We start from the raw sequence: 20,696 nt of genomic DNA on the forward strand, positions 1-20,696 counted from the left end.
CTTTTGCTTGACGCTTGGGCGATATGCTGTAGAATGCGCCGCTCTCTACTGCGGAGCGGTAGTTCAGTTGGTTAGAATACCGGCCTGTCACGCCGGGGGTCGCGGGTTCGAGCCCCGTCCGCTCCGCCACTTTCGTTTTTATCTGCGTTTTAATCTCATCGTTTAAGTGACATTGATGATGAGTATCTAACAAGCATTTTAGTTTGCAATATTCCTAAACCGTTGCCAGATAATTTTAAACGTCAGCGTCAAGGTTGGATCGTTCTTGGCAACGCGCTTATCCAGGTTATCCGGATCTGCCCAACAACCTTCGTCGATTTCATCTGCCGCTAAGCTAAATGGTCCGTTATGCCGACACCGATAGACCTGGATAAATTCCATACCTAAGTCGGTGCTAGGTTCCAATTTAAATAAACTCTCCAGGCTTTCGGCAAATATGCCCAATTCCTCCTTTAATTCACGAGGCGCGCAACGGTCATAGCTTTCGCCGGCGTCGACGTGACCAGCCGCCGAGGTATCCCATAAGCCTTTGTTCAAATCTTTTTTCATCGAGCGCTTTTGCAGAAACAACTGGCCAGCATCGTTGAAAACCAGAATATGCACGGCCCGGTGGCGCAGGCTGTTGGCGTGAATCACCGACCTGGGTTGTTGGGCAATCACTGTATCGTCGTTATCGACGACATCGAGAAGTTCGTTGTGCATGTAAACTATCGATTCCTGAGGCAAGGTCGTGTATGGTAGCTGTTTTTAGTGCATGTCGCAGAGAACATATGGCAAGAAGAAGCGAACATAGTCAGGAACAAATCAAGGAAATGGTGCTGGTCGCCGCAGAAACCATCGTTATAGAGGACGGCTATAGCGCTCTGACCGTGCGCAAAATCGCGATGGAAATCGGCTATACCGTGGGCAGCATTTATATGGTATTTGCCAATATGAACGATTTGCTGACCCACGTCAAAGGCCGCACATTGGATGAGTTGGCTAAACAATTGCTTCACTGTGAACCGTCCGCCAGTGTCGAGGAAAATATTCTGATCTTGGCGGAAACTTATCTAAATTTTGCCGCCCAGCATTTCAATCGCTGGCGAATGATCTTCGATATTCAGAGCGAGGAGCCTCAGCCTGACTGGTATCTACAAAAGGTGGAGCAGATGTTTGCGATTGTCGAGGTGTTGTTTATCCAGCTTACACCCGGCAGCTCCGCGGAACATAGCCGGCTGGCAGCCAGAACTTTGTGGAGCGGCGTGCATGGCATCTGTATTTTGTCGCTAACCGCCAAACCGCAAGTCAGCGACATTGCAGCATCCAAGTTAAGCGTGGATTTGTTGGTGCAAACCTTTATTCAAGGCTGGAAGGCGCTTGCTCCACTTCAGGTAAATGCCAAACCACCAGAAAAGTAGCCGCCAGTAGTAGCAAGCCCAAGCCGATTAGTGCTGTAATCGGCGTTACTTGTTCGGCTGCCGCCAGGGTGTAGCCGCCGACCGACAATAGCATTGCTACATTCTGGAAAAAATTCTGCATCGCTACCGCACCGCCGCTGCCTATGCTTTGTTGGCCGATCTCCTGTAAAGCAGCGTTTATTGGGACGATAAACATGCCGCCTGCCATACCCATTAAAAACAACACAAAACGCGCCGGCCAGACTGCTTCCGTGAAACTCAGGGCGATGATGAAGATGCTCATCAGATAGGCCGGGATGCGGGCGCGGCGCAAATGTTCCAGCGGAATCAAGCGTGGGACCAGGACTGAACCGGCGATGATACCGATAGCCAAAAATAGCGTGAGATTGGCAATATCGCTGGCGTTATGCGTCATTAACACCAACGGCGCCCAGGCGATGATAATCACCCGCACACTGGCTGCTGCTGCCCAAAAAAGGGATGCGCCCAGCACCGCGAAGCGTGAGCGTGGCATTGCCAGAAATGTTTTAACTTCCAAGTAGAACAGCCTGATTTTCGAGCCGGACGGTGGCGCTTTACGTAAGCCTATCGGCAAGAATAAGGTGGTGGCAGCAGAAATCAAAAACAATAATATTGTTACAAGCAAGGCCCAAGTGGTGGAATGATCGGCCAGCTTGGCGCCCACCACCATGCCGGTCAATATCGCCAGAATAGTCGATCCTTCTATCCAGCTATTGGCTTTCACCAAGCCGTCATGTCCTGCCAGTTCCGGTAAAATCCCATACTTGGCTGGGCTGTACAACGCAGCGCCGACTCCCACTACACAATAAGCTAACAGTGGTTCGACTTTAAATAACAATAAGCCGGCACCGCAAGCCTTGATCAGATTGGCGACAATCAACACCCGCGATTTAGCATGGCTGTCGGCAAACCCACCCACCCAGGGCGCCAACACTACGAATGCCACCAGAAACACGCTTTGTAGTGCCGGCACGTACCAACTAACCGGGTGCGCATCCTGCATCACCATGGCGATGACTGTAAACAATATGGCGTTGTCGGCAAATGCCGAGAGGAATTGCGCGATTAAAAGGGGATAGATGTGTTTGCTCATTCGAAATGGTCCCTAGCTTGAAAAATTTATACTCTTATCGGAAAAGTGGTCAGATTTTTTGTAGCCTCTTGTCGCGATAGGACATCCTGGTTGCGTTAGTACCCTTCATTTTTTCATGCGTTATTTCAAACAGAGCAGTGGCGTCAATTAGACTTGAAAGTTTTATGTAGCCATAATTTCTAGGATCAAAATCTGGAAATTGGCGTTTTATTAAACTTCCAGCTAGACCTAAAAGTGCCCATCCATTTTCGTTTGAACATTCCTTAGCTGCGTTTCTAAGCATATTAATTAACTTTGTATCCATACACAGTTGCTGCCTTGTCCATTGTGTTTTTATCACCTGTTGGTTTTTATCTAAATCTCTGTCTTCATCATCAGTGTCCAAAGTGGTTAAAACGTCAATGTAGATGAAGTCATCGCAGGCATTTCGAAACGCCATAGGGGTTTTTCTTTCTCCAACACCATAAACGTGAAGTTGTGATTCCTTTAAACGGGTTGCTAGTCGAGTGAAGTCACTATCACTTGAAATAAGTGCAAAAGCATTGAATTTATTAGAATATAACAAATCCATTGCGTCGATAATTAAAGCAGCGTCGGATGAGTTTTTACCTTGAGTATAAGAAAACTGTTGTATTGGTTGAATTGCCAACTCGTTTAGAGGCTCTTTCCAATTTTTTAGCGCTGGACAGGCCCAATCACCATATGCCCTTTTTACGACGATATATCCGTATTTTGAGAGTTCAGTAATAATTGCTTCAAGAGAAGCCAGACGAGTATTTTCAGCGTCAATCAAAACAGCGAGTCTCTTTTCAGCGTTGAACATATTTTATTGGTCCGACATCAGTAATTCGGCTGCTAAGGCTGTCGCACCAGGATAATCGGTTTTTCCGGTCGCCAATACCGGCAGTTTATCGAGCACAAACACTTTTTTGGGTAAATTGATGGTGGCGACGCCGGTGGAGGCTTCGGCCAACTGTTTCGCGTTGGCGTCGCGGCGCGTGGTCAACAATACCAGTTGTTCGCCTTTTTTTGGATCGGGCAAACTGACCACCACATGCTGCGCTTCCGGCCAAGCGTGGATAGCCAATTGTTCCACCGCAGTCAGCGAGACCATTTCGCCGCCAATTTTCGCAAAGCGCTTGCTGCGGCCTTGAATGTGAATAAAGCCTTCCTCGTCGACATGCACGATGTCGCCGGTATCGTACCAACCTTCGCCGAAAGCAGCGGAGCAAGGCGGTACCAAAACTCCGGGATTGTCCGGCAGTAGATAACCTTTCATAATGTTGGGGCCGGCAACATGCAATTTACCGGCGTTCTCAATGCCAGGCACCGGTTCCAATTTATGCAACATATCGGGCATGAAGCGGCCGACGCTTCCAGCCTTGTAGTCCATCGGCGTGTTTACCGAGGTTACCGGCGAGGTTTCCGTGGCGCCGTAACCTTCCAAGATACGGATACCGAATTTATCCAACCAAGTGGTGCGGGTGGTTTCTTGCAATTTTTCGGCGCCGGCTACCACGTAACGCAATGAGTAAAAATCGTAAGGATGGGCTTTTTTGGCATATGCCGCCAAAAAGGTATTGGTGCCGAACATGATGGTCGCGCCTACCTCGTATGCCATCTCCGGAATCACCGCATAATGCAGTGGCGACGGGTAAAAAAAGCTGGTCATGCCGTTCAATATCGGCATCATCGTGCCGACCGTGAAGCCGAAGGAATGGAACATCGGCAGAAAATTCAACACCACATCCCCCGGTCCGAAATCAATGCGCGCTCTGATTTGTTTATGATTGGCCAGGATATTGGCATGCGACAACACCACGCCTTTCGGTAAGCCTTCCGAACCTGAAGTAAACAGTACGACGGCCGCATCGTCAGCATCGTAGTCCTGGCTTTTGTACCAAAATCTTGCGGTTTTAGCCTGTAGCAAGCCGATGATTTTGTCGACACTTGTTAGTGATGTCGCCAAGTCTTCCAAATAAATTAATTTGACGTGTTGTGCCAGCGTTGCGGCTTCGTCTCCCAGTTTCGCTAATTCAATGAATTTGCGCGAAGTCAGCACAAGTTTGATTTGTCCGGTGCGGCAAGCGGCGGCCATGCCGGCGGCGCCGATTGAATAATTCAGCATCGCCGGTACCCGCTGATAAATCTGTAAACCCAGTACCACGTTCAGCGTCTTACAGCTATTGGGCAGCAACACGCCGACATTCTCGCCGGTTTGCGTGAGGGTTTTGACTAGTTTGCCTACGATGATGCTGCGGGTGATCAGTGCGTCGTAGCTTAGTGGCTTGCGTTCCAGATCCTCAGCAACGGTGTAACGCCCGCCATGTAAAGCCCGAGCTTCCAATAAGGCCGCAAAGATGGTTTGTTGATAATGGCTGGTGGCAAACATCATTTCCGTCATGATGTCAGCCAGGATGTGGCCGCTATGCTTGCGGCGGGCTTTGCCGGTCACATCGCCGTGAGTCTCGATCAAGGTTGGCGGCTGAATATGAATGGTGATGCGCGGAAACCAGTGTTGACGCACGCTGCCCAGCTTGGAAAAGCGGCTGTATTCAGCGCCGTCGATGCGAATCGGCAACAAGGTTGCCCCCGATTTATCGGCAACCATGCCGGTGCCGTCGTAGATTTTCATCAAGGAGCCGGTCACGGTGATCCGGCCTTCCGGAAAAATCACGGTTTTGGTATCGCTTTGCAAATGATGAATCAACGCCTTTAAAGACAAGGGGTGCGTTGGATCCATCGGAAACACTTTGGATAAACGCAAAAATGGCTTTAGCCACCAGCGTTCAGAGATTTGGGTATTGATCGCAAAGGTGATGTCGTCCGGCAAAAACACGCCCAGCAGCAAAGGATCGAGAAATGAAGTGTGGTTGGCGACGATCAACACGCGGTTGCCGGCTTTAGCGTAATTTTCCAGCCCGTGGACCTTGACTCGATAGACTAGCGTCAACAGCCAGCGTAAAACAATTTTTAACATGATATTCCTCCCGTAAGCGCATATTAGCAGACAGATTGCGATTTGCCGGAAGGCACTATAACGATAAACTAAACGTTGTTCAATTTAATTTTCCCTTTGCCTCCTAAAAACGAAAAAGCCATCCCCAAGGGATGGCTTTTGACATTGCTACCACCTTATCCGTCGACGGACAAAATCGCTGCGATAACCCGGCGAACTGCTTTATGGCTTTTTAATTTGGTTTTTTCCCAAAGCCGAATATGCCTAACAGCGCCGGAACAAACAAGAAGACAGATGCAGGCAACGGAACAGCGGCTGGTGCGGCAGTGACGTGGACAGTAGCGCCTGTGATGGTTGTGGCGGGCCCGCTAGCATCGGAGAGAAATAGTAGTTGTGCCGGCGTATAGATCGGGTCGGGGATTATGCTTAAGGCATTCCCCGCGCTGACATTGAGCGCTTGAAATTTGACGGTGCCCAGCAAGGTGGGCTCAGAGATATTCAAACCGGTTGCGACGCTGCCCGACAGCATTTCGGCAAAATGAATTTTCCCCAAGGTTGCGCCCGAGCCTGGGGTAATGCTGTTCGCCAGACTTTCGGTGTCAGTGCCAAAAATACTGCCACTGCTTAGCAATTGCGCCGATAGATTGGTGCTGTTGTAGGTCAGATCGAAATCGAAGCCCGCCAAATCAGCAACGTTATTAATATAAATATTGACATCGAAAATAGAGCCTTTAGCGAATGAGCGGATATTCGTGTTGTCAGAAAATTTAAGATTAAGCGTGGCCGCTTCGGTGGTCTGGAAAAACCCGACGAATGCCAGCGCAAGCAGTTTGGTAAGTAAATGTTTGTTCATGAAAGGTTCCATAGAAGCGTAAGCCGGAGTTAACTGCTCCGGCAAAAGTATTTAAAAATTGGTTCAGGGCGCAGGGTTGACCACGGCACATTGCGGCAAGGTACAAAGCGAAGCTGCCTTTCTGTAATCGATAATATTGACTCGCAAATCGCCATTCAGATCAGCGGGGTCGTTGGCTGCTACCACTTTGCCGTATTTGGCTTTGATGGCGTTCAAATCGTTCATGTCGATGTCGTTATCGCGATCCGTATCGCCGGGGCCTGTTACTTTCACGGTAAAAGCTTTAGATGCGCTGGTGTTATCGGCATCGTTCGCTGAGACGGTAAAGTTGAAAATGCCTACCTTGGAAGGCAGGCCTGATAACAGACCTGTGTCTTGCGCAAGAGTCAAACCGTTTGGTAATGCGCCGGCGCTGACGTTGACCACGTAAGGCGTGTTGCCGCCGCTAATGGTGGGCCGCTCCGGAAACACTTCGTTGACATTGCCGTTTTGCAGCGCGTCGACCATTGCGAAGGGCGAGATGGCTAGGAATTCCGTCATTTGCGAACCTTGATAGGCACCGACGACTTCCGCAGTCGAACAATCGAATTCATGAGAGCCGCCGTTGGCATCGGTTACTTCCACTACGCCGTCGCCGTGCAGATTATCCGTTCCGACCGCATCGCACATGGCTTCACCCTTTTCGCCATCAATGGACGCGGCGGGGCCGCCATAGGCATAAAACTCATAACGGCGGGTGACGACTTCTTCGGCGTTGTTGCCCATGCTGTCACTGCCGCCACGCAATTCGGATTTGGCGTTGCTGACACCATTGTGGGATTGCAGCAAATACCATTCGGATTCGACTTCGTCCGGCTCACCATTGGTCCAGTCTGCTAGACCGTCGTGGTCATGATCATCACTGATCAGTGCGCCTAAGGCCAAAACCCGAGCGTTGTGAGTTTTAGTTTTAATAACCTTGACCCAACTGGGTTCGCCAAATTCTTTTACGACGCTTTGCGGAACAACCGGAGCCGGCATGGTTGCCACGACTTGAGCAGGGAAGTCAGTGGTCGGTGGGGTGTAGTCGAATACCGGCGTATTCAACTGCAGCGCGGGACCAACAACCAGTTTGCCACTGCCATCCTTGACCAGCCAGTTGTATTTGACCGCGCTATAAGGCGTGGTGGCGGAGTAGGCAAAGTGCACCCCAAAATGTTCGCAGCCGACATTTTTGCTTAAATCGTAGCAATACAAGGTACTGCCGATTGGATAGGGATTGGTGAAGGCACCGTCTTTTTCGTAACGTACGAAGGTTTTGGGGTGCGCCGGGTCGCTGAGGTCTTCCCGTATTTTTCCGTAACCGTAATGATTACCTGGGTAGGTGCTGACTACATCTTTGCTGTTCGTATCGTCGAGTTCTATTTCTATGCCGTAGACCGGACCGCCGGTGTGATTCAGTGCGTCAAAGTTGCCTAGCCCGCCCCTGATGTCGCTTGCTTCGGCAATAGAACCGAGCGCCAGCAATGGCAGTAAGAATGTCATCTGTTTCATTGAGTGTTCCCTGTAGGTTTGTGGTGTGTCAATTGACTTTAACTAACAATGAAACTTGGCGGGGTGAACCGACGACCTCCTGATTTTGATAGGCCGAGATAAAGCCTGACTAAGTCAAAAAGCTAAGAAGTCTTACCGCAAGGCACGTAGTCAGTTGCCTAAACTCAAAAGTCGATTTCGACATATTTAGACAACTAAAAGTCGCGGGACTTATAACAATGGAAAATGAATTCAAAATTAAAATTGTGGGAAATCTCACATTTTTAGTGTCATTTAATTGATTTCTTTCCGGTTAGCATAGCTTTGATTAAGTGTTCGTTGTGCGCTCTACCAGAAACAAAGACGCCCACTACGTGTAAGGCAATTAGGACCAGCATAAAATTGGTTGCCCCTTCATGAATTTCCTCCCAAAATTCTTCATCTTGGCTTTGCGTTTCTGCTTTTCCATCCTCTTCGTCGTTTTCTTCCGCATGGGCAGCGCTAATCAAAGTTAGTGTTGTTGGATTGGCAGCCAGCGGACCTCGGCCTTCTTCTATCGCATATACTTTTAAGCCGCTGACCGTCACAACCAGCAGCGTTGAGAGCAATGCCATGACCATCCAGCCGCCCAAAGGATTGTGGCCGACATACTGTTTCGCGGAGCCAGCGCGCAGTTCGCGAATATAGCGGTGAACAGTTCCGGGAGAACGGACAAAGTCGCTAAATCTGGCATGGCGGCTGCCGATGATTCCCCACAGAATGCGGAAGATAATCAGACCCAAAACCGTGTAACCGGCGTAAATATGCCAAGCGTTTTCTTCCTCGCTGGTGAAATAGGCCACAGTAAAGGCAACGACCAGCGACCAGTGAAAAATACGGATAAAAATGTCCCAGACCGCTACGGTGTGTTGGTTATTCATGTGGTTTACCTCGGCATGCTTAGTTGCAGATGTAGCTAGTGTAGGAAACCGAGATAAATCCAATCTTAAAAGTTCGGGGTTAAAATACCCTTACTCCGAGTAAATCTTTGAAACCAACCATTGTTATGACTCAACTATGCGACTATTGCTGGTAGAAGACGATCCAGGCCTGTCCCGATCTTTAAAAGCCGATCTGGAAAGAGCCGGGTTTGCGGTCGATTTGGCCATGGATGGCGAGAATGGCGAATTTTTGGGCATGACTGAATCCTACGATATTGTCATCCTGGATTTAGGCTTGCCGAAAATGCCCGGACTGGAAGTGCTGCGACGATGGCGGCAAGCGGGTAATCATGTGCCGGTCATTGTGCTGACGGCCAGGGACGCCTGGCATGAAAAAGTCGACGGCTTTAAAGTGGGCGCCGACGACTATCTAGGCAAACCGTTTCATATCGAGGAGTTACAGGCACGCATCCAGGCCCTGTTAAAGCGCATGCACGGTGTGATGCAACCGCAACTGTGCGGTTGCGGCGTGGCCTTGGATGAAGACAGGCAAACGGTCAGCGTTGATGGTGCTGAGTGTGTTGAGTTGACGGCAATCGAATTTCGTTTGCTGCGCTATTTCATGCTGCATCCCGGCAAGTTGCTTACCAAAACCCATTTACTTGAGCACGTCTACGAATGCGACGGTGACCCGGCCAGCAACGTTATCGAAGTGTATATCAATCGGTTACGGCGTAAATTGGGTAAGGATTTGATCGCTACCCGGCGTGGGCAAGGCTACATCTTCGGCGACAAGCCGTGATTTCATTACGCCAGCGTCTTAACCGCGGCCTGATCATTATCCTGAGTATGGTGTTTGCCGGACACTGGTTGGCAGCAGATTGGGTGATTCGCTCTGTGGCGGAAAAACAAATGCTGACCCGCTTACAGCACGATGGCGATTCGTTGCTGGATACCTTGACGCTTAACGCGGAAGGACAACTGATTTTCGATAGCTCGCATGCCGGCACGGTTTACGGCCAAGCCTATTCGGGTCACTACTTTGTGATCCAGATTGACGGAAAAACCTATTATTCAAGTTCGCTGCAAGACGACGTTTTGCCTTTTACTACCGAGCCGCCCAATACCGCCAGGCAATTCCATTTTCCTGATGGACCGCATCACCAACCTTTACTGGTTTTGAGTCGAGGTTTCGAGCGATTTGGTCATGCAATCACCGTTAGCATCGCCGAGGATTTAAGCGATATTGGCCATGACATAGACCACATCCGGCTCGCCTATCTGATATTGACGGCCATGGTGCTTTTGATCGCAATCGCCCTGCAAAGTAACGATGTGCGCAGATCGCTGAAACCGTTGCAGGCGGCGCGCGACGAACTAGCCGAGATTGCCTACGGCCGTCAGTCACAGATCCAAGCCAGAGTGCCGGCGGAAATCAAACCCTTGGTTGCGGAAGTTAATCGCTTGTTGGTGTTGGTTGAGAGGCGCTTGCACCAGTCTCGCACCGCGATTGGCAATTTGGCGCATGCGCTGAAAACGCCGTTGGCGATGCTGTTTCGACTGACTGAAAATTCGCAACTCGATGGTCATGCCGAGCTGCGCGATCTGCTGCAACAGCAAACTCAAGCGATCCATGAGCGCATCGAGCGAGAATTAAAACGCGCCCGTATCTCCGGTAATATGCAAACCGCCAGCGTGTTTAATCCACAGCAAGAACTCACTGCCTTAGTCATGCTGTTGCAAAATGTCTATGTCGAGAAAAATTTAGCGATCCAAGTCAATGCCCCCGATCAACTAATCAATTTTGATCGGGAAGACATGCTGGAGCTGACCGGTAATTTGTTGGATAACGCCTGCAAATGGGCTGACAAGCAGGTTCTAGTCTCGGTTGAACATGGCACCGGCATTACTATCAGTGTCGAAGACGACGGTCCGGGTTGTTCGGCGCAGGACATGCAGCAACTCAGTAAGCGTGGTTTAAGGCTGGACGAAGCAGTGCAGGGACATGGGCTAGGCTTGGCGATTGTGCGTGACATCGCCGTATTTTATGGTGGCGAGTTGGAGATTATGCGTTCCGCGCAACTGGGCGGTTTGCGAGTGAGTGTGCAATTCCCAAGGTGGATAGCCGCAGCATCGGTATAATTCCCGCTTCTTTTGCATTTACCGTTTGATTGCTTATGACCACCGTTAACACCGAAAAACTTTCCAGCGCTCGTTTTGCCGAAGCCACCGATGCGTTTGTCGAAGAATTTACCGCTTCCGTCAATTTTGACCGGCGCATGGCCCGGCAAGATATTCAAGGCTCGTTGGCGCATGCGGCCATGCTTTGCAAAATAGGTATTCTGACCGAACAGGAACTCGCCGACATTCGCAGCGGATTGATGCAAATCGGCGGTGAGATCGAACGCGGCGAGTTCGTCTGGTCAATCAAGCAGGAAGATGTGCATATGAACATCGAAGCGCGCTTGACCGATTTGATCGGGATTGCCGGCAAAAAACTGCATACCGGCCGTTCGCGTAATGACCAGGTAGCGACCGATATAAGACTATATTTACGTAGCGAAATCGAAACCATATTGACGCAGTTGCAACGCCTGCAAATCGCTTTATTGGATGTGGCGGAACGCGAGGCCGATACCATCATGCCGGGTTTTACCCATTTGCAAGTCGCGCAACCCGTGACATTCGGCCATCATTTAATGGCGTGGTTCGAAATGCTGTGCCGTGATAAAGAACGTCTGCAAGATTGCTGTAAACGCCTGAATGTGATGCCCTTGGGTGCCGCAGCATTGGCGGGCACCAGCTATCCCATTGATCGCTTCATGACCGCCGAATTGTTGGGATTTTCCCGGCCGTCGAATAACTCTTTGGATTCGGTCAGTGATCGCGATTTTGCGATTGAGTTTGCCGCGGCCGCTAGTTTAATCATGATGCATTTGTCCAGGTTCTCGGAAGAACTGGTGTTGTGGGCCAGTGCGCAATTCAATTTTATCGACATTCCGGATGCGTTTTGCACTGGCTCATCAATCATGCCGCAAAAGAAAAATCCCGACGTACCGGAGCTGGTGCGCGGCAAATCCGGCCGGGTTACGGGACACTTGGTGTCCTTGTTGATGCTGATGAAAAGCCAGCCCTTGGCTTATAACAAAGATAATCAGGAAGACAAAGAGCCCTTGTTCGATACCGCCGACACCTTAAACAATTGTCTGCGGGCCTTTGCCGACATGATGCCGCGCATTCAAGCCAAACGCGAAAACATGTACAACGCCGCAAAACGAGGATTCGCGACGGCTACCGACTTGGCTGATTATTTGGTTCGCAAAGGTATGCCTTTTCGCGATGCCCACGAAGTCGTGGGTCAAGCTGTGCGCTTAGGACTGCAAACAGAGCGGGATCTATCGGAACTAACTCTCTCAGAGTTGCAGGGCTTTTCCGGCAGCATTACGGCGGACGTTTTCGATATTCTAAAATTGGAAGGGTCGGTCGCTGCCCGCAATCATATCGGCGGCACGGCACCAGTTGCCGTTCGGCAGGCAATATGTGAAGCAAGACAACAAATACCCCACTAAATCCTGGAATTTGGCATTTTAACTGCTACCCTTCGAGCATCGTTTGATTCGGAGGGTGGTATGCCCCAATATTTTTCCCTACTGCTTGCTGGACCATCGCTGGATGCAATCCCGCAAGAAACCGACTTTTGGCACGACCGGGAGCTTAGCTTATTTAGCTGCCCCAGCGCCGATGCTGATTACGCATTGACCGCATTAGTTTTTAAAATTAGTAGAAACCCGAAAGATCTGCTGGCGCATCTACGCCGGATTTATTTTTGTTATGACCAGCGCCTGTCCGAGCAACTCTACGCGGCCTTGTTGGATTTCGTGATTATTCTGGAAGGGAAAGGAACTGCGATCAGTCGCCGTATGATACAAGCTAGCCAGTCGCGGCTGCTGGTCCAGCAATGTCAGGATTTGCTTAAAACTGACGGGCAAACGCCGCCAGCTAATCGATATTCTTTGTTCAGTAAAGGTCTGTTGGCTAGCCGCGAACTGGTCAGGTCCAGACAGCAAACCGAAGCGCAACATGATTACTTGGCCTTAGCCAACGACTTTATCGAATACAGTCAGCTCGAACAGGCCATGGATGTGCTGGAAACGGGTATCAACCTGCAACATGATCGTCCGGATTTGCAACTGGCTTTGTTAGAGCTGTATAAGTCTACAAAAAACCGGGAGCGCTTTCAGCTCAATCGGCAGCGATTTAGCGACTCCGGCGTGGTGCTGGAGGGTGAATGGCTGGAATTGGCACATTATTTTGAAGGACAGGCATCATGAGCAAGTCGAACAAAACGCCATTTCGAATCGCTCTGCATGGCATGGATACCCGCACTTATAAAACCATGGAAATGTATCTGAAGGGGCCTTGTCGGGGGGCTGCCGTCGTGGTCGAGGATGCCGAAGCCAGCATTGATATGATCGACGCGGATCACCCCAAAGCCCGGGATATTCTGGATGCCAGAAAAGCCGCCGCGCCGGGCAGACCGATCATTTTATTGTCATTACAAAACCTACAACTGGATAATACTTACTTCATCAAGAAGCCGGTGAATGTCCAGCAAATAATGGCGGTGCTGAACAAGATTAAGGCGGTTGCCGATGCTCGCAAAGCCGTTGCCGAACGTACGAAGATTGCGCAAGCACCTGCAAAGACAGCTGATATGCCGCCCCCGCCCAAGGACGAGAAGCCGAAAAAAATGGCTATGGATGTCTATGTCAATAAGGCTAAGGCGCCAAAAACAGGTGATGCCGCTGAGCACCACAAGGCCAGCAAACATCATTCTGCGATGCAGTTGAACGAAGGCGGCTTCACAGCGTTTTTAGGGACACTGAGCGACATCGATTTTGACGACGAGGTGCAGTTGTTAACAGCCTGTTACGATCCGCGCCAGTATTTTTTGGGCTACGTGATGTCGGCATATAAAACGGCCAATTTACAGTCGCGTGTTTTGCAACTTTGTTCGATTTGGAAACCTTTGACGATTTTTCCGGAAAGCCAGGAAGTCTGGATCGATGCCGACGATAAACAAACCCGCGCATTTGCCGGGATGCCATTGGGTAAAGGCTCCGTCGGCAAAATGATTTTGACGGCAGTCGATTCCACAACCGCCATTCAGCGCGCCGAAGATAAGTTTCAAGATATGGGGGCTTTTGTCTGGAAATTGGCAATCTGGACATCCAAAGGACGCTTCCCGATAGGTCTGGATATTCAAGGGCCTGTCTACTTAGAAAGATGGCCGAATTTTACCCGACTGGTCATCACGCCAGACGCTTTGCGCATTGCCGCATTGTTGGTTCAGGCACCGAGAACGCCATTGGAAGTTGCTGGTCTGTTACATGTCAAACCGCAGTATGTGTTTGTGTTTATTAGTGCTTGCCAGACGATAGGCATATTGAAACAAAGCGAACGTCAAGCCGATGCGGTGATTGCCGTAGAACCCACCAAGAAGCCCAAAAATGAGGGTTTATTAAGCAAAATTCTCAATAAATTGCGCGGCGCTTAGCAAACGATAAGGAATCTCGATGAGTCAATACAAAATTATTTTCACGGGCCCGGTAGGCGCCGGCAAAACGACTGCAATCAACGCTAGTAGCGATGTGCCTCCGATAAAAACTGATGCGGCTGCCAGTGATATGACAAAAAATCGTAAAGCATCCACTACGGTGGCGATGGACTACGGTGTCATGAATTTGGCGGGCGGCGAAAAAATTCACTTGTACGGTACTCCCGGCCAGGAACGGTTTGATTTTATGTGGGATATTTTGACCAACGGCGGCATCGGCTTAATTTTATTGCTAGACAATACCCGCGCAGATCCTTTTCAGGATATGCGTTTTTTTCTGGATGCGTTCGGTAAGTTTATCAACGACACCAGCGTAGCGATTGGGGTGACGCAAATGGATTTAAGTAGCACACCCTCAATAGAAGACTACCATGCGCAACTGCAAGGCTTTGGCTTGAAACCGCCGGTTTTTTCGGTGGATGCACGGGAAAAGAATGATGTTTCTTTGTTGGTACAAGCTCTTTTATATTCCCTGGATCCTGGTTTGGCGGGGTAATCACCATGGAAAGATTTGATCTGATTAACGGGCTGTATCTCTATCCTACTCCCGCTGGTGCTTACTACGCTGTCTCGTCACCCGAAAACGATAAACCCCGGCGGTTTTTAATCCGCTTGCTGCAACAGGAACAGACTCCGGCACTGACTATCGCGCAGTTGCAAACATTGATGGAAATCGATGACGAGGACAAAGCCTTGCAATTGTTGCTGTACTGCCAAAAGCTAGGTTGGGTGCAAGGCGTAGACACGCCTTTACAGGCGCCACAGGCTGCGCTTGAGACGATGTTGCCGGATTTATTGGGATCGATTTCCGAGAGCGGCAAAGTGCTATTGGCAGATGACCAAGGGTTTTATCTGGCGTGTAGCGGTTTTCCGCATGAGGTCGCCGAAGAATTGTCCGCGCTCAGCGCGGAACTGGCAACGGTGCATAAACGCCGTTCCGGATTACTGATAAACAATATGGGTATTTCCAGCCATGCCTGGGCCATCGTTGATCCGTTCGGTAACAGTCAAATCGGTTTTTGGCCGATGTTCGTCGGTAAGCACCGTTTTGTGCTGGCGATCAGCGGCGTACCGCATTTTAACCAAGCGGAGTTTGTAACCTTGGCCTGGGCTTTAATCACCCGTTATTTAAGCAAAGCCGCTGATGCTGCCAATTAAGCGGATCGCATATCACCCATTAATGAATAGGAATTAGATTATGAAAGCAGACATGCTGACGTCGGTTTTAAACGAGCTGAACGGTACTTCGGCGGATATAGAAGCCTCAGGTGTGATTTCCACCGACGGTCTGATGATGGCGTCGGTGTTGCCAGCCGGTATGGACGAGGATCGGGTAGGCGCTATGAGTGCAGCCATGTTGTCTTTGGGCGATAGAACGGCCCAAGAATTAAATCGCGGCAATTTGGAACAGGTGTTGATCAAAGGTGCCAGGGGCTATGTGCTAATGACCTATGCCGGTAATGAAGCCGTGCTTACCGTACTCGCCAAACCCAACGCCAAGCTCGGACTCATCTTTCTTGATGTGAAGCGTGCGGCAGAGAGTATTTCCGAAATGCTGTAAACCCTAACCGGCAACCCGGAGTAAATCATGATCGTTGATATGAAGCCCGAAGACATCATTGGCGAGTACCAGGAAGCAACGCTTACCTATTGCGACGGCAAATCCAGAAAAGTGCTGTACACCGAGCTTGAAACGCCGTATCCCGACGGCAAATTGATTGTTTCCACCACGACGCCGGATGGCATTATCAGCCACGTCAATCGCGCATTTGTGGAAATGTCGGGCTATACCGAAGCGGAGTTAATCGGCGCGCCGCATTGTATTCTCAGGCACCCGGACATGCCGTCCGCTGCGTTTAAAGACTTATGGGATACGGTGCAACGCGGTGAAAAATGGCAAGGCTTCGTGAAAAACTTGCGTAAGGACGGCGGTTATTACTGGGTAAAAGCCACGGTCATTCCGAATGTGCGCGGCGGTAAGGTGGTTGGCTATACCTCGGTGCGCCGCAAACCCTCGCGCAGTAAAGTCGATGAATGCATCGCACTGTATCCGACACTTAGTTAATTGGGGAGCATCATGTCTTACATGTTTACAGTCAGCCCGGATTTTGCCCCAGACCACCTGTCGGGTTGGTATATATTCAACACTTGGTTGCAAAAGCAGAGCGCCGAGGCCATCCATTTGGAAATGTACAATCACTATCAAGACCTGCATCAGGCCATCGCAGCCGATAAGATCGATTTGATTTACGCCAACCCCTTCGACGCCGCCATGCTGGTCCGAGAAAAAGGTTTTTTGCCGCTGGTACGCGCCCAGGGCGAATCCGACGAAGCGATCATTGCCGTTAACGCCGACAGTAATATCAACGATGTGGCCGACTTACAACCGAATACTCGGGTGGCTTTCACCGACGATCCGGATGTGCGCCTGATGGGCATGATTATGTTGGAGCCCGCGGATTTGCACGCCGGGAATATCGTCCCGTTGTTATCGGACAATCATGTTTTGGTGGCCAAACACCTGCTGAAAGGCGAAGCGGATGTCGGCATCATTCTGGCGGAGGCCTATGACAACCTGTCCGGTGTGATTAAAAAACAGCTGCGGATCTTGGTGCGTAGCCAAATAAGCGTCATCTACCATTCTTTGATGATAGGGCCGAGATTACAGAATCGCCGCGCCGACATTCAAAAAATATTACTGGAGATGGATAAGGATGAAAAAGGCGGTGGGGTGTTGAATGCCCTGGGCTTTAGGGCATGGCAACGGATCGAAGACGAGGAAATGGAGTTCATGATCGATTTGATGGATACCTTGAACACTTGATTCCATCGCGATGCATCAGTCGACCGTAATCGATTTTCTGCGACACGGCGAAGCCCGTGGCGGTTCGTATTATCGCGGAATCACCGACGATCCGCTGACTGAACGCGGTTGGCGGCAGATGTATGGCCAATGCGGGGCAGGGCAGTGGGATGTGGTGATCAGTTCGCCGCTACGCCGTTGCCGTTCCTTTGCCGCGGCCTGGTGCGAACAACAGCAACAGGATTTGGTGATTGAACCGGCATGGGGTGAAATTGATTTCGGCGCTTGGGAAGGCCAAACCGCCGAGCAAATTTCCAGTCGCTGGCCCGACTCACTGGCGGCATTTTATAAAGACCCCGTCCATTTCACCCCGCCGAACGCGGAAAGCTACCAAGCATTCGCCGCCCGCGTCAGGAAGGGCTGGGAAAGTTTATTGGCTGAGCAGGCCGGACGCCGCGTGCTGGTAGTAACCCATGCCGGTGTGATCAGAGCAATATTCGCAGAAGCCTTCAAGCTGCCGGTTACCCAAAGTTTTCATATCGATTTGCCGCACGCCTGTTTAACCCGTTTTACCTGTTTTGATGACGGTAACGGGCGCTTCGTCCAGCTTAATTTTCACAAGCCGGTTTGATTCTTCTATACTGGCCTTACACTTGATTTAGGCGCGGCCGTTTTGATCAATCGATTCCTACCCATCCATTTAGGCGCGCCGGGCGAAGAGATCAGCAAAAAAGATCTATATGCAGTTGCCCAACGATTCAAGCACTTCAATCAGTTGCGTTTGCAACATGTACAAAGTTTTTTGCAGCCGCGCCAACAGGATTTCTTAAAGCTGTTGCCGTTACTGTTTCATCAAAATCATCCCTTGTTGCCCGGTTTCGTGTCGCTGGAAGGCCCGGCGGGTATTCCCGATTACACGCCCAACAAGCAGACTATAGATGTTGCCAAGCAGTTTTCCAAAGGCTTTGTCTACAAGCGCAAGGCCTTAAGACACTATCCTATCCAGGCGATTTTTTTGATGGGTAGCGTCGGGAGTATGGCGTTTTCGAAAAACAGCGATATTGATATTTGGCTTTGCCATTCATCCACTTTGGCGCCGGATGAATTAAACGAATTGCGGCAAAAAGCCCAGGAAGTGGAAAAATGGGCGGCGACCTTAAAAATTGAGACGCATTTTTTTCTGGTTGATGCGGCGCAGTTTTTGCGCGGCGAAAATACGCCGATCTCTAAAGAGAGTAGCGGCGAAACCCAACATTATCTGTTATTGGAAGAGTTTTACCGCACCTCGATTTACATCGCCGGGCGGATACCGGTCTGGTGGTTGGTGCCGCCGCAACAGGAAAAATACTATAAGCAATATGTCGCGCATTTGCTGGAAAACCGGTTTATCTCCGAAACCGACGTCGTCGATTTCGGCGGCCTAGAAGATATGCCGATGGCGGAATTCGTCAGTGCGACGCTTTGGCATATCTACAAGTCTTTGACATCCCCGCATAAGTCCTTGTTGAAGCTGCTGCTGATGGAAAGTTATGCCAGCGAATTTCCCGAACCGCAGTGGCTGTGTCTGTCATTGAAGCAGGCGGTGTATCAAGGCGATTTCAGTGTCGAAAGCCTGGATCCTTACCTGCTGATGTACCGTAAAGTGGATGCCTATCTGCGCCAGGCTCAGTCCAAACGCCGCTTGAATCTGATTCGGGAATGTTTTTACATGAAGATCATGGCCGCGTCCGATAATCTCACGGAGAATAGAGTGCGCTTGCAGCGTGAAGATTATCTGCATAGTGTGGCAGATCAATGGGAATGGCCGGAGGATTTGCTGGACAATTTAGCCAGCCAAAAATTTTGGGACATTAAGAAAGCCAGTGTCGAGCACGTGGTGATTCGCGATCAATTGCAACAATGTCTGCGGATGATTTTAAAGTTTTCCGGTTTGCCATTGGATCAGGCGCAGCGGGAAAACAGAGACTTGAAATTGATCGGCCGGAAATTGCGGGCCACCCTGGATTTACGTCCCGATAAAATTGAAGTGCTCACCACCAGAACCACGGTCCACGCCAAACCCGATTTGCTGATAGCTGTGGAAGTCCTGACTGACGACGCTCCGCCTCGCTGGTGTTTATACGATGACCGGGCGGCGTCACAGAAAGCCTCTCTGGAAAGCGCGATTAAATCCGGCGAGAGCTTGCTCGAAGTTTTATGCTGGGCCGTGGTAAACGGCTTGTACAAAAAGTCGCTCAATCTGCAACTGGTGACTCCCAATCTTAAAATTGCCAATAATGATTTATATCAACTGTTTAATGAGTTGAATGCGTTTCTAAGCCGCTATTTGCCGGGCAGGGAGAACGATCTGGAGGTTTACGGCGAGCCGAATCGCGTCTCGTCGTCCTTGTTACTGATAAACCTCGGCGAAAGTTTGGCGATTGACGCGAACAATCAACAGTTGGTGATGAGCGAACGCTCAGACCCGTTAAGTTACGGTGATAGCCGTCAGTGTTTCATCCAGAGCATTCAGCGCTTGTCGGTATCCAGTTGGGGGGAGGCCAGCTTGCAGCGCTATATAGGCATAGAGGGAGTATTTAACTGCCTCGTTGACGTGTTTAACAACAGCGCCGCGCCCTTGTCTGCCGATAAACTCCAAGCGCTATGTTACAACCCGGTACGCGGCAAAAGCATCCTCTTGCGCATCGAATCTTTGTTCGGCAATTTGCTAAAATTTTTTGCATCCGCTCGGGACGGCTTGCAGCGCTATATCGTGGCTGCCGAGACCGGTTATGGCTTGTTCCAACTCAGAAACGGCAGCCTCGGCTATTACCGGCTGGACACGCAAAATCAACTGCTGCATGAATTAGCCAAGCCTAATCCGCAATTTTCCGCAGTATTTTTTGATGCCTACGTACTGGATCAAACCTATATTCCGTCTTTATATACGCAGAATTTGGCTGATGTGATTCAGGTTTTTTATCATGCAACCAGCAAACACGTGGGTGTTTACGTGCTTGACGAAAAAGGCGCGCTGTTTGTCCATCAGCATAGCAATGCCAATCCTGAGCACGTCATCACGCACTATTCCGTGTTTTTAGGCACCTTGCTGGCGCGCGCGCAATTGCCGGATGGTTTGAGTGTCAAATTTTACGAAATCCAGCGCAATTCAGCCGGAGTGCTATCTTGCCAGGCCGTGCCGGTCAAACTCGGCGCCAGTGTGATGGATCTGAGAGTGCGGATAGCGACCGATGAGGACGGTGCAATTGCGATTTACTGTAACCAACAAAAGTTTTCTGTCGCCAACGCCGATAGCTTCAAACCGATTCGCGCCCACATACTGGGCTATCGGAAAAACCGCGACGACTATCCGTTTCACATCACCGAAATAGATGTACCTTGTCGTCTGTTGGGAACAGACCGAAACGAGCAGTTACGAGCCGCCCATTTCCTAAACTACAAGCAAAAAATAGAAGACAAACTAAATATTTAATATTTCAGGGTCGCAGCCGATATTTAGCTCACACCAGTCGAGCTAT

At 50.1% G+C, this 20,696-nt stretch carries 20 protein-coding genes and 1 tRNA gene; 14 read left to right on the forward strand and 7 right to left on the reverse strand.

Annotation, left to right across the window (positions count from 1 at the left end):
- Positions 1 to 52 precede the first annotated feature (52 nt).
- Positions 53 to 129 (forward strand) — tRNA-Asp (locus CWO84_RS10405).
- 69 nt (positions 130 to 198) lie between these two features.
- On the opposite strand, the gene CWO84_RS10410 is transcribed toward CWO84_RS10405, so the two are convergent.
- A complete protein-coding gene (locus CWO84_RS10410; RefSeq protein ID WP_033159341.1) occupies positions 199 to 702 on the reverse strand; it encodes an NUDIX domain-containing protein in 504 nt (167 codons plus the stop codon).
- A gap of 68 nt (positions 703 to 770) precedes the next feature.
- Between CWO84_RS10410 and CWO84_RS10415 the strand changes: the two genes are divergently transcribed.
- Positions 771 to 1,400 carry a WHG domain-containing protein gene (locus CWO84_RS10415; protein WP_033159340.1) on the forward strand — a complete coding sequence of 210 codons (630 nt, stop codon included), beginning with the start codon at positions 771 to 773 and terminating at the stop codon, positions 1,398 to 1,400.
- Here the strand turns inward: CWO84_RS10415 and lplT are convergent.
- The 6 genes from lplT to CWO84_RS10445 all read right to left on the reverse strand — a co-directional run bounded on the left by lplT (position 1,339) and on the right by CWO84_RS10445 (position 8,758).
- Positions 1,339 to 2,514, reverse strand: a complete 1,176-nt coding sequence (lplT, locus tag CWO84_RS10420) for a lysophospholipid transporter LplT (protein ID WP_033159339.1) — start codon at positions 2,512 to 2,514, stop codon at positions 1,339 to 1,341. The genes CWO84_RS10415 and lplT overlap by 62 nt on opposite strands.
- 49 nt (positions 2,515 to 2,563) lie before the next feature.
- Positions 2,564 to 3,337 carry an NYN domain-containing protein gene (locus tag CWO84_RS10425; protein ID WP_033159338.1) on the reverse strand — a complete coding sequence of 258 codons (774 nt, stop codon included), beginning with the start codon at positions 3,335 to 3,337 and terminating at the stop codon, positions 2,564 to 2,566.
- 3 nt (positions 3,338 to 3,340) lie between these two features.
- Entirely contained in the window at positions 3,341 to 5,494 is a 2,154-nt protein-coding gene (locus CWO84_RS10430) for an AMP-binding protein (protein WP_101052582.1), read from the reverse strand.
- 211 nt (positions 5,495 to 5,705) lie between these two features.
- On the reverse strand, positions 5,706 to 6,326 hold the full coding sequence (locus CWO84_RS10435) for a cohesin domain-containing protein (protein WP_165786303.1): 621 nt from the start codon (positions 6,324 to 6,326) through the stop codon (positions 5,706 to 5,708).
- Between the two features lie 63 nt (positions 6,327 to 6,389).
- On the reverse strand, positions 6,390 to 7,859 hold the full coding sequence (locus tag CWO84_RS10440; protein ID WP_101052586.1) for a putative Ig domain-containing protein: 1,470 nt from the start codon (positions 7,857 to 7,859) through the stop codon (positions 6,390 to 6,392).
- Between the two features lie 269 nt (positions 7,860 to 8,128).
- Positions 8,129 to 8,758, reverse strand: coding sequence for a cytochrome b/b6 domain-containing protein (locus tag CWO84_RS10445; protein ID WP_033159334.1), 630 nt, complete (start codon positions 8,756 to 8,758; stop codon positions 8,129 to 8,131).
- Between the two features lie 136 nt (positions 8,759 to 8,894).
- On the opposite strand from CWO84_RS10445, the gene CWO84_RS10450 reads away from it, so the two are divergent.
- Genes CWO84_RS10450 through CWO84_RS10505 form a run of 12 tightly spaced genes read left to right on the forward strand, consistent with a single transcriptional unit; the run spans position 8,895 to position 20,650 of the window.
- Complete coding sequence (locus CWO84_RS10450; RefSeq protein ID WP_101052588.1) at positions 8,895 to 9,560, forward strand: response regulator transcription factor; 666 nt, start codon at positions 8,895 to 8,897, stop codon at positions 9,558 to 9,560.
- Positions 9,557 to 10,900, forward strand: coding sequence for a sensor histidine kinase (locus tag CWO84_RS10455; RefSeq protein ID WP_101052590.1), 1,344 nt, complete (start codon positions 9,557 to 9,559; stop codon positions 10,898 to 10,900). The genes CWO84_RS10450 and CWO84_RS10455 overlap by 4 nt, the downstream gene beginning before the upstream one ends.
- A gap of 35 nt (positions 10,901 to 10,935) precedes the next feature.
- Complete coding sequence (gene argH / locus CWO84_RS10460) at positions 10,936 to 12,327, forward strand: argininosuccinate lyase (RefSeq protein WP_101052592.1); 1,392 nt, start codon at positions 10,936 to 10,938, stop codon at positions 12,325 to 12,327.
- A gap of 60 nt (positions 12,328 to 12,387) precedes the next feature.
- Entirely contained in the window at positions 12,388 to 13,089 is a 702-nt protein-coding gene (locus CWO84_RS10465) for a hypothetical protein (protein WP_101052594.1), read from the forward strand.
- Positions 13,086 to 14,315 carry a hypothetical protein gene (locus tag CWO84_RS10470; RefSeq protein ID WP_101052596.1) on the forward strand — a complete coding sequence of 410 codons (1,230 nt, stop codon included), beginning with the start codon at positions 13,086 to 13,088 and terminating at the stop codon, positions 14,313 to 14,315. Before CWO84_RS10465 ends, CWO84_RS10470 begins: the two co-directional genes overlap by 4 nt.
- Before the next feature lie 19 nt (positions 14,316 to 14,334).
- On the forward strand, positions 14,335 to 14,871 hold the full coding sequence (locus CWO84_RS10475; protein ID WP_101052598.1) for an ATP/GTP-binding protein: 537 nt from the start codon (positions 14,335 to 14,337) through the stop codon (positions 14,869 to 14,871).
- 5 nt (positions 14,872 to 14,876) lie between these two features.
- Positions 14,877 to 15,533: a hypothetical protein gene (locus CWO84_RS10480; RefSeq protein ID WP_101052600.1), complete on the forward strand. Its 657-nt coding sequence runs from the start codon at positions 14,877 to 14,879 to the stop codon at positions 15,531 to 15,533.
- A 40-nt stretch (positions 15,534 to 15,573) separates the two neighbouring features.
- Positions 15,574 to 15,936, forward strand: coding sequence for a roadblock/LC7 domain-containing protein (locus CWO84_RS10485; RefSeq protein WP_101052602.1), 363 nt, complete (start codon positions 15,574 to 15,576; stop codon positions 15,934 to 15,936).
- A 27-nt stretch (positions 15,937 to 15,963) separates the two neighbouring features.
- A complete protein-coding gene (locus CWO84_RS10490; RefSeq protein WP_033159326.1) occupies positions 15,964 to 16,440 on the forward strand; it encodes a PAS domain-containing protein in 477 nt (158 codons plus the stop codon).
- A 12-nt stretch (positions 16,441 to 16,452) separates the two neighbouring features.
- Positions 16,453 to 17,199: a phosphate/phosphite/phosphonate ABC transporter substrate-binding protein gene (locus CWO84_RS10495; RefSeq protein WP_033159325.1), complete on the forward strand. Its 747-nt coding sequence runs from the start codon at positions 16,453 to 16,455 to the stop codon at positions 17,197 to 17,199.
- 10 nt (positions 17,200 to 17,209) lie between these two features.
- Complete coding sequence (gene cobC, locus CWO84_RS10500) at positions 17,210 to 17,809, forward strand: alpha-ribazole phosphatase family protein (RefSeq protein ID WP_033159324.1); 600 nt, start codon at positions 17,210 to 17,212, stop codon at positions 17,807 to 17,809.
- Positions 17,810 to 17,851: 42 nt separating this feature from the next.
- Positions 17,852 to 20,650 carry a class I adenylate cyclase gene (locus tag CWO84_RS10505; RefSeq protein ID WP_101052604.1) on the forward strand — a complete coding sequence of 933 codons (2,799 nt, stop codon included), beginning with the start codon at positions 17,852 to 17,854 and terminating at the stop codon, positions 20,648 to 20,650.
- The last annotated feature ends 46 nt before the right edge of the window (positions 20,651 to 20,696 follow it).

The organism is Methylomonas sp. Kb3 (assembly GCF_002834115.1).
Lineage (GTDB): Bacteria > Pseudomonadota > Gammaproteobacteria > Methylococcales > Methylomonadaceae > Methylomonas > Methylomonas defluvii.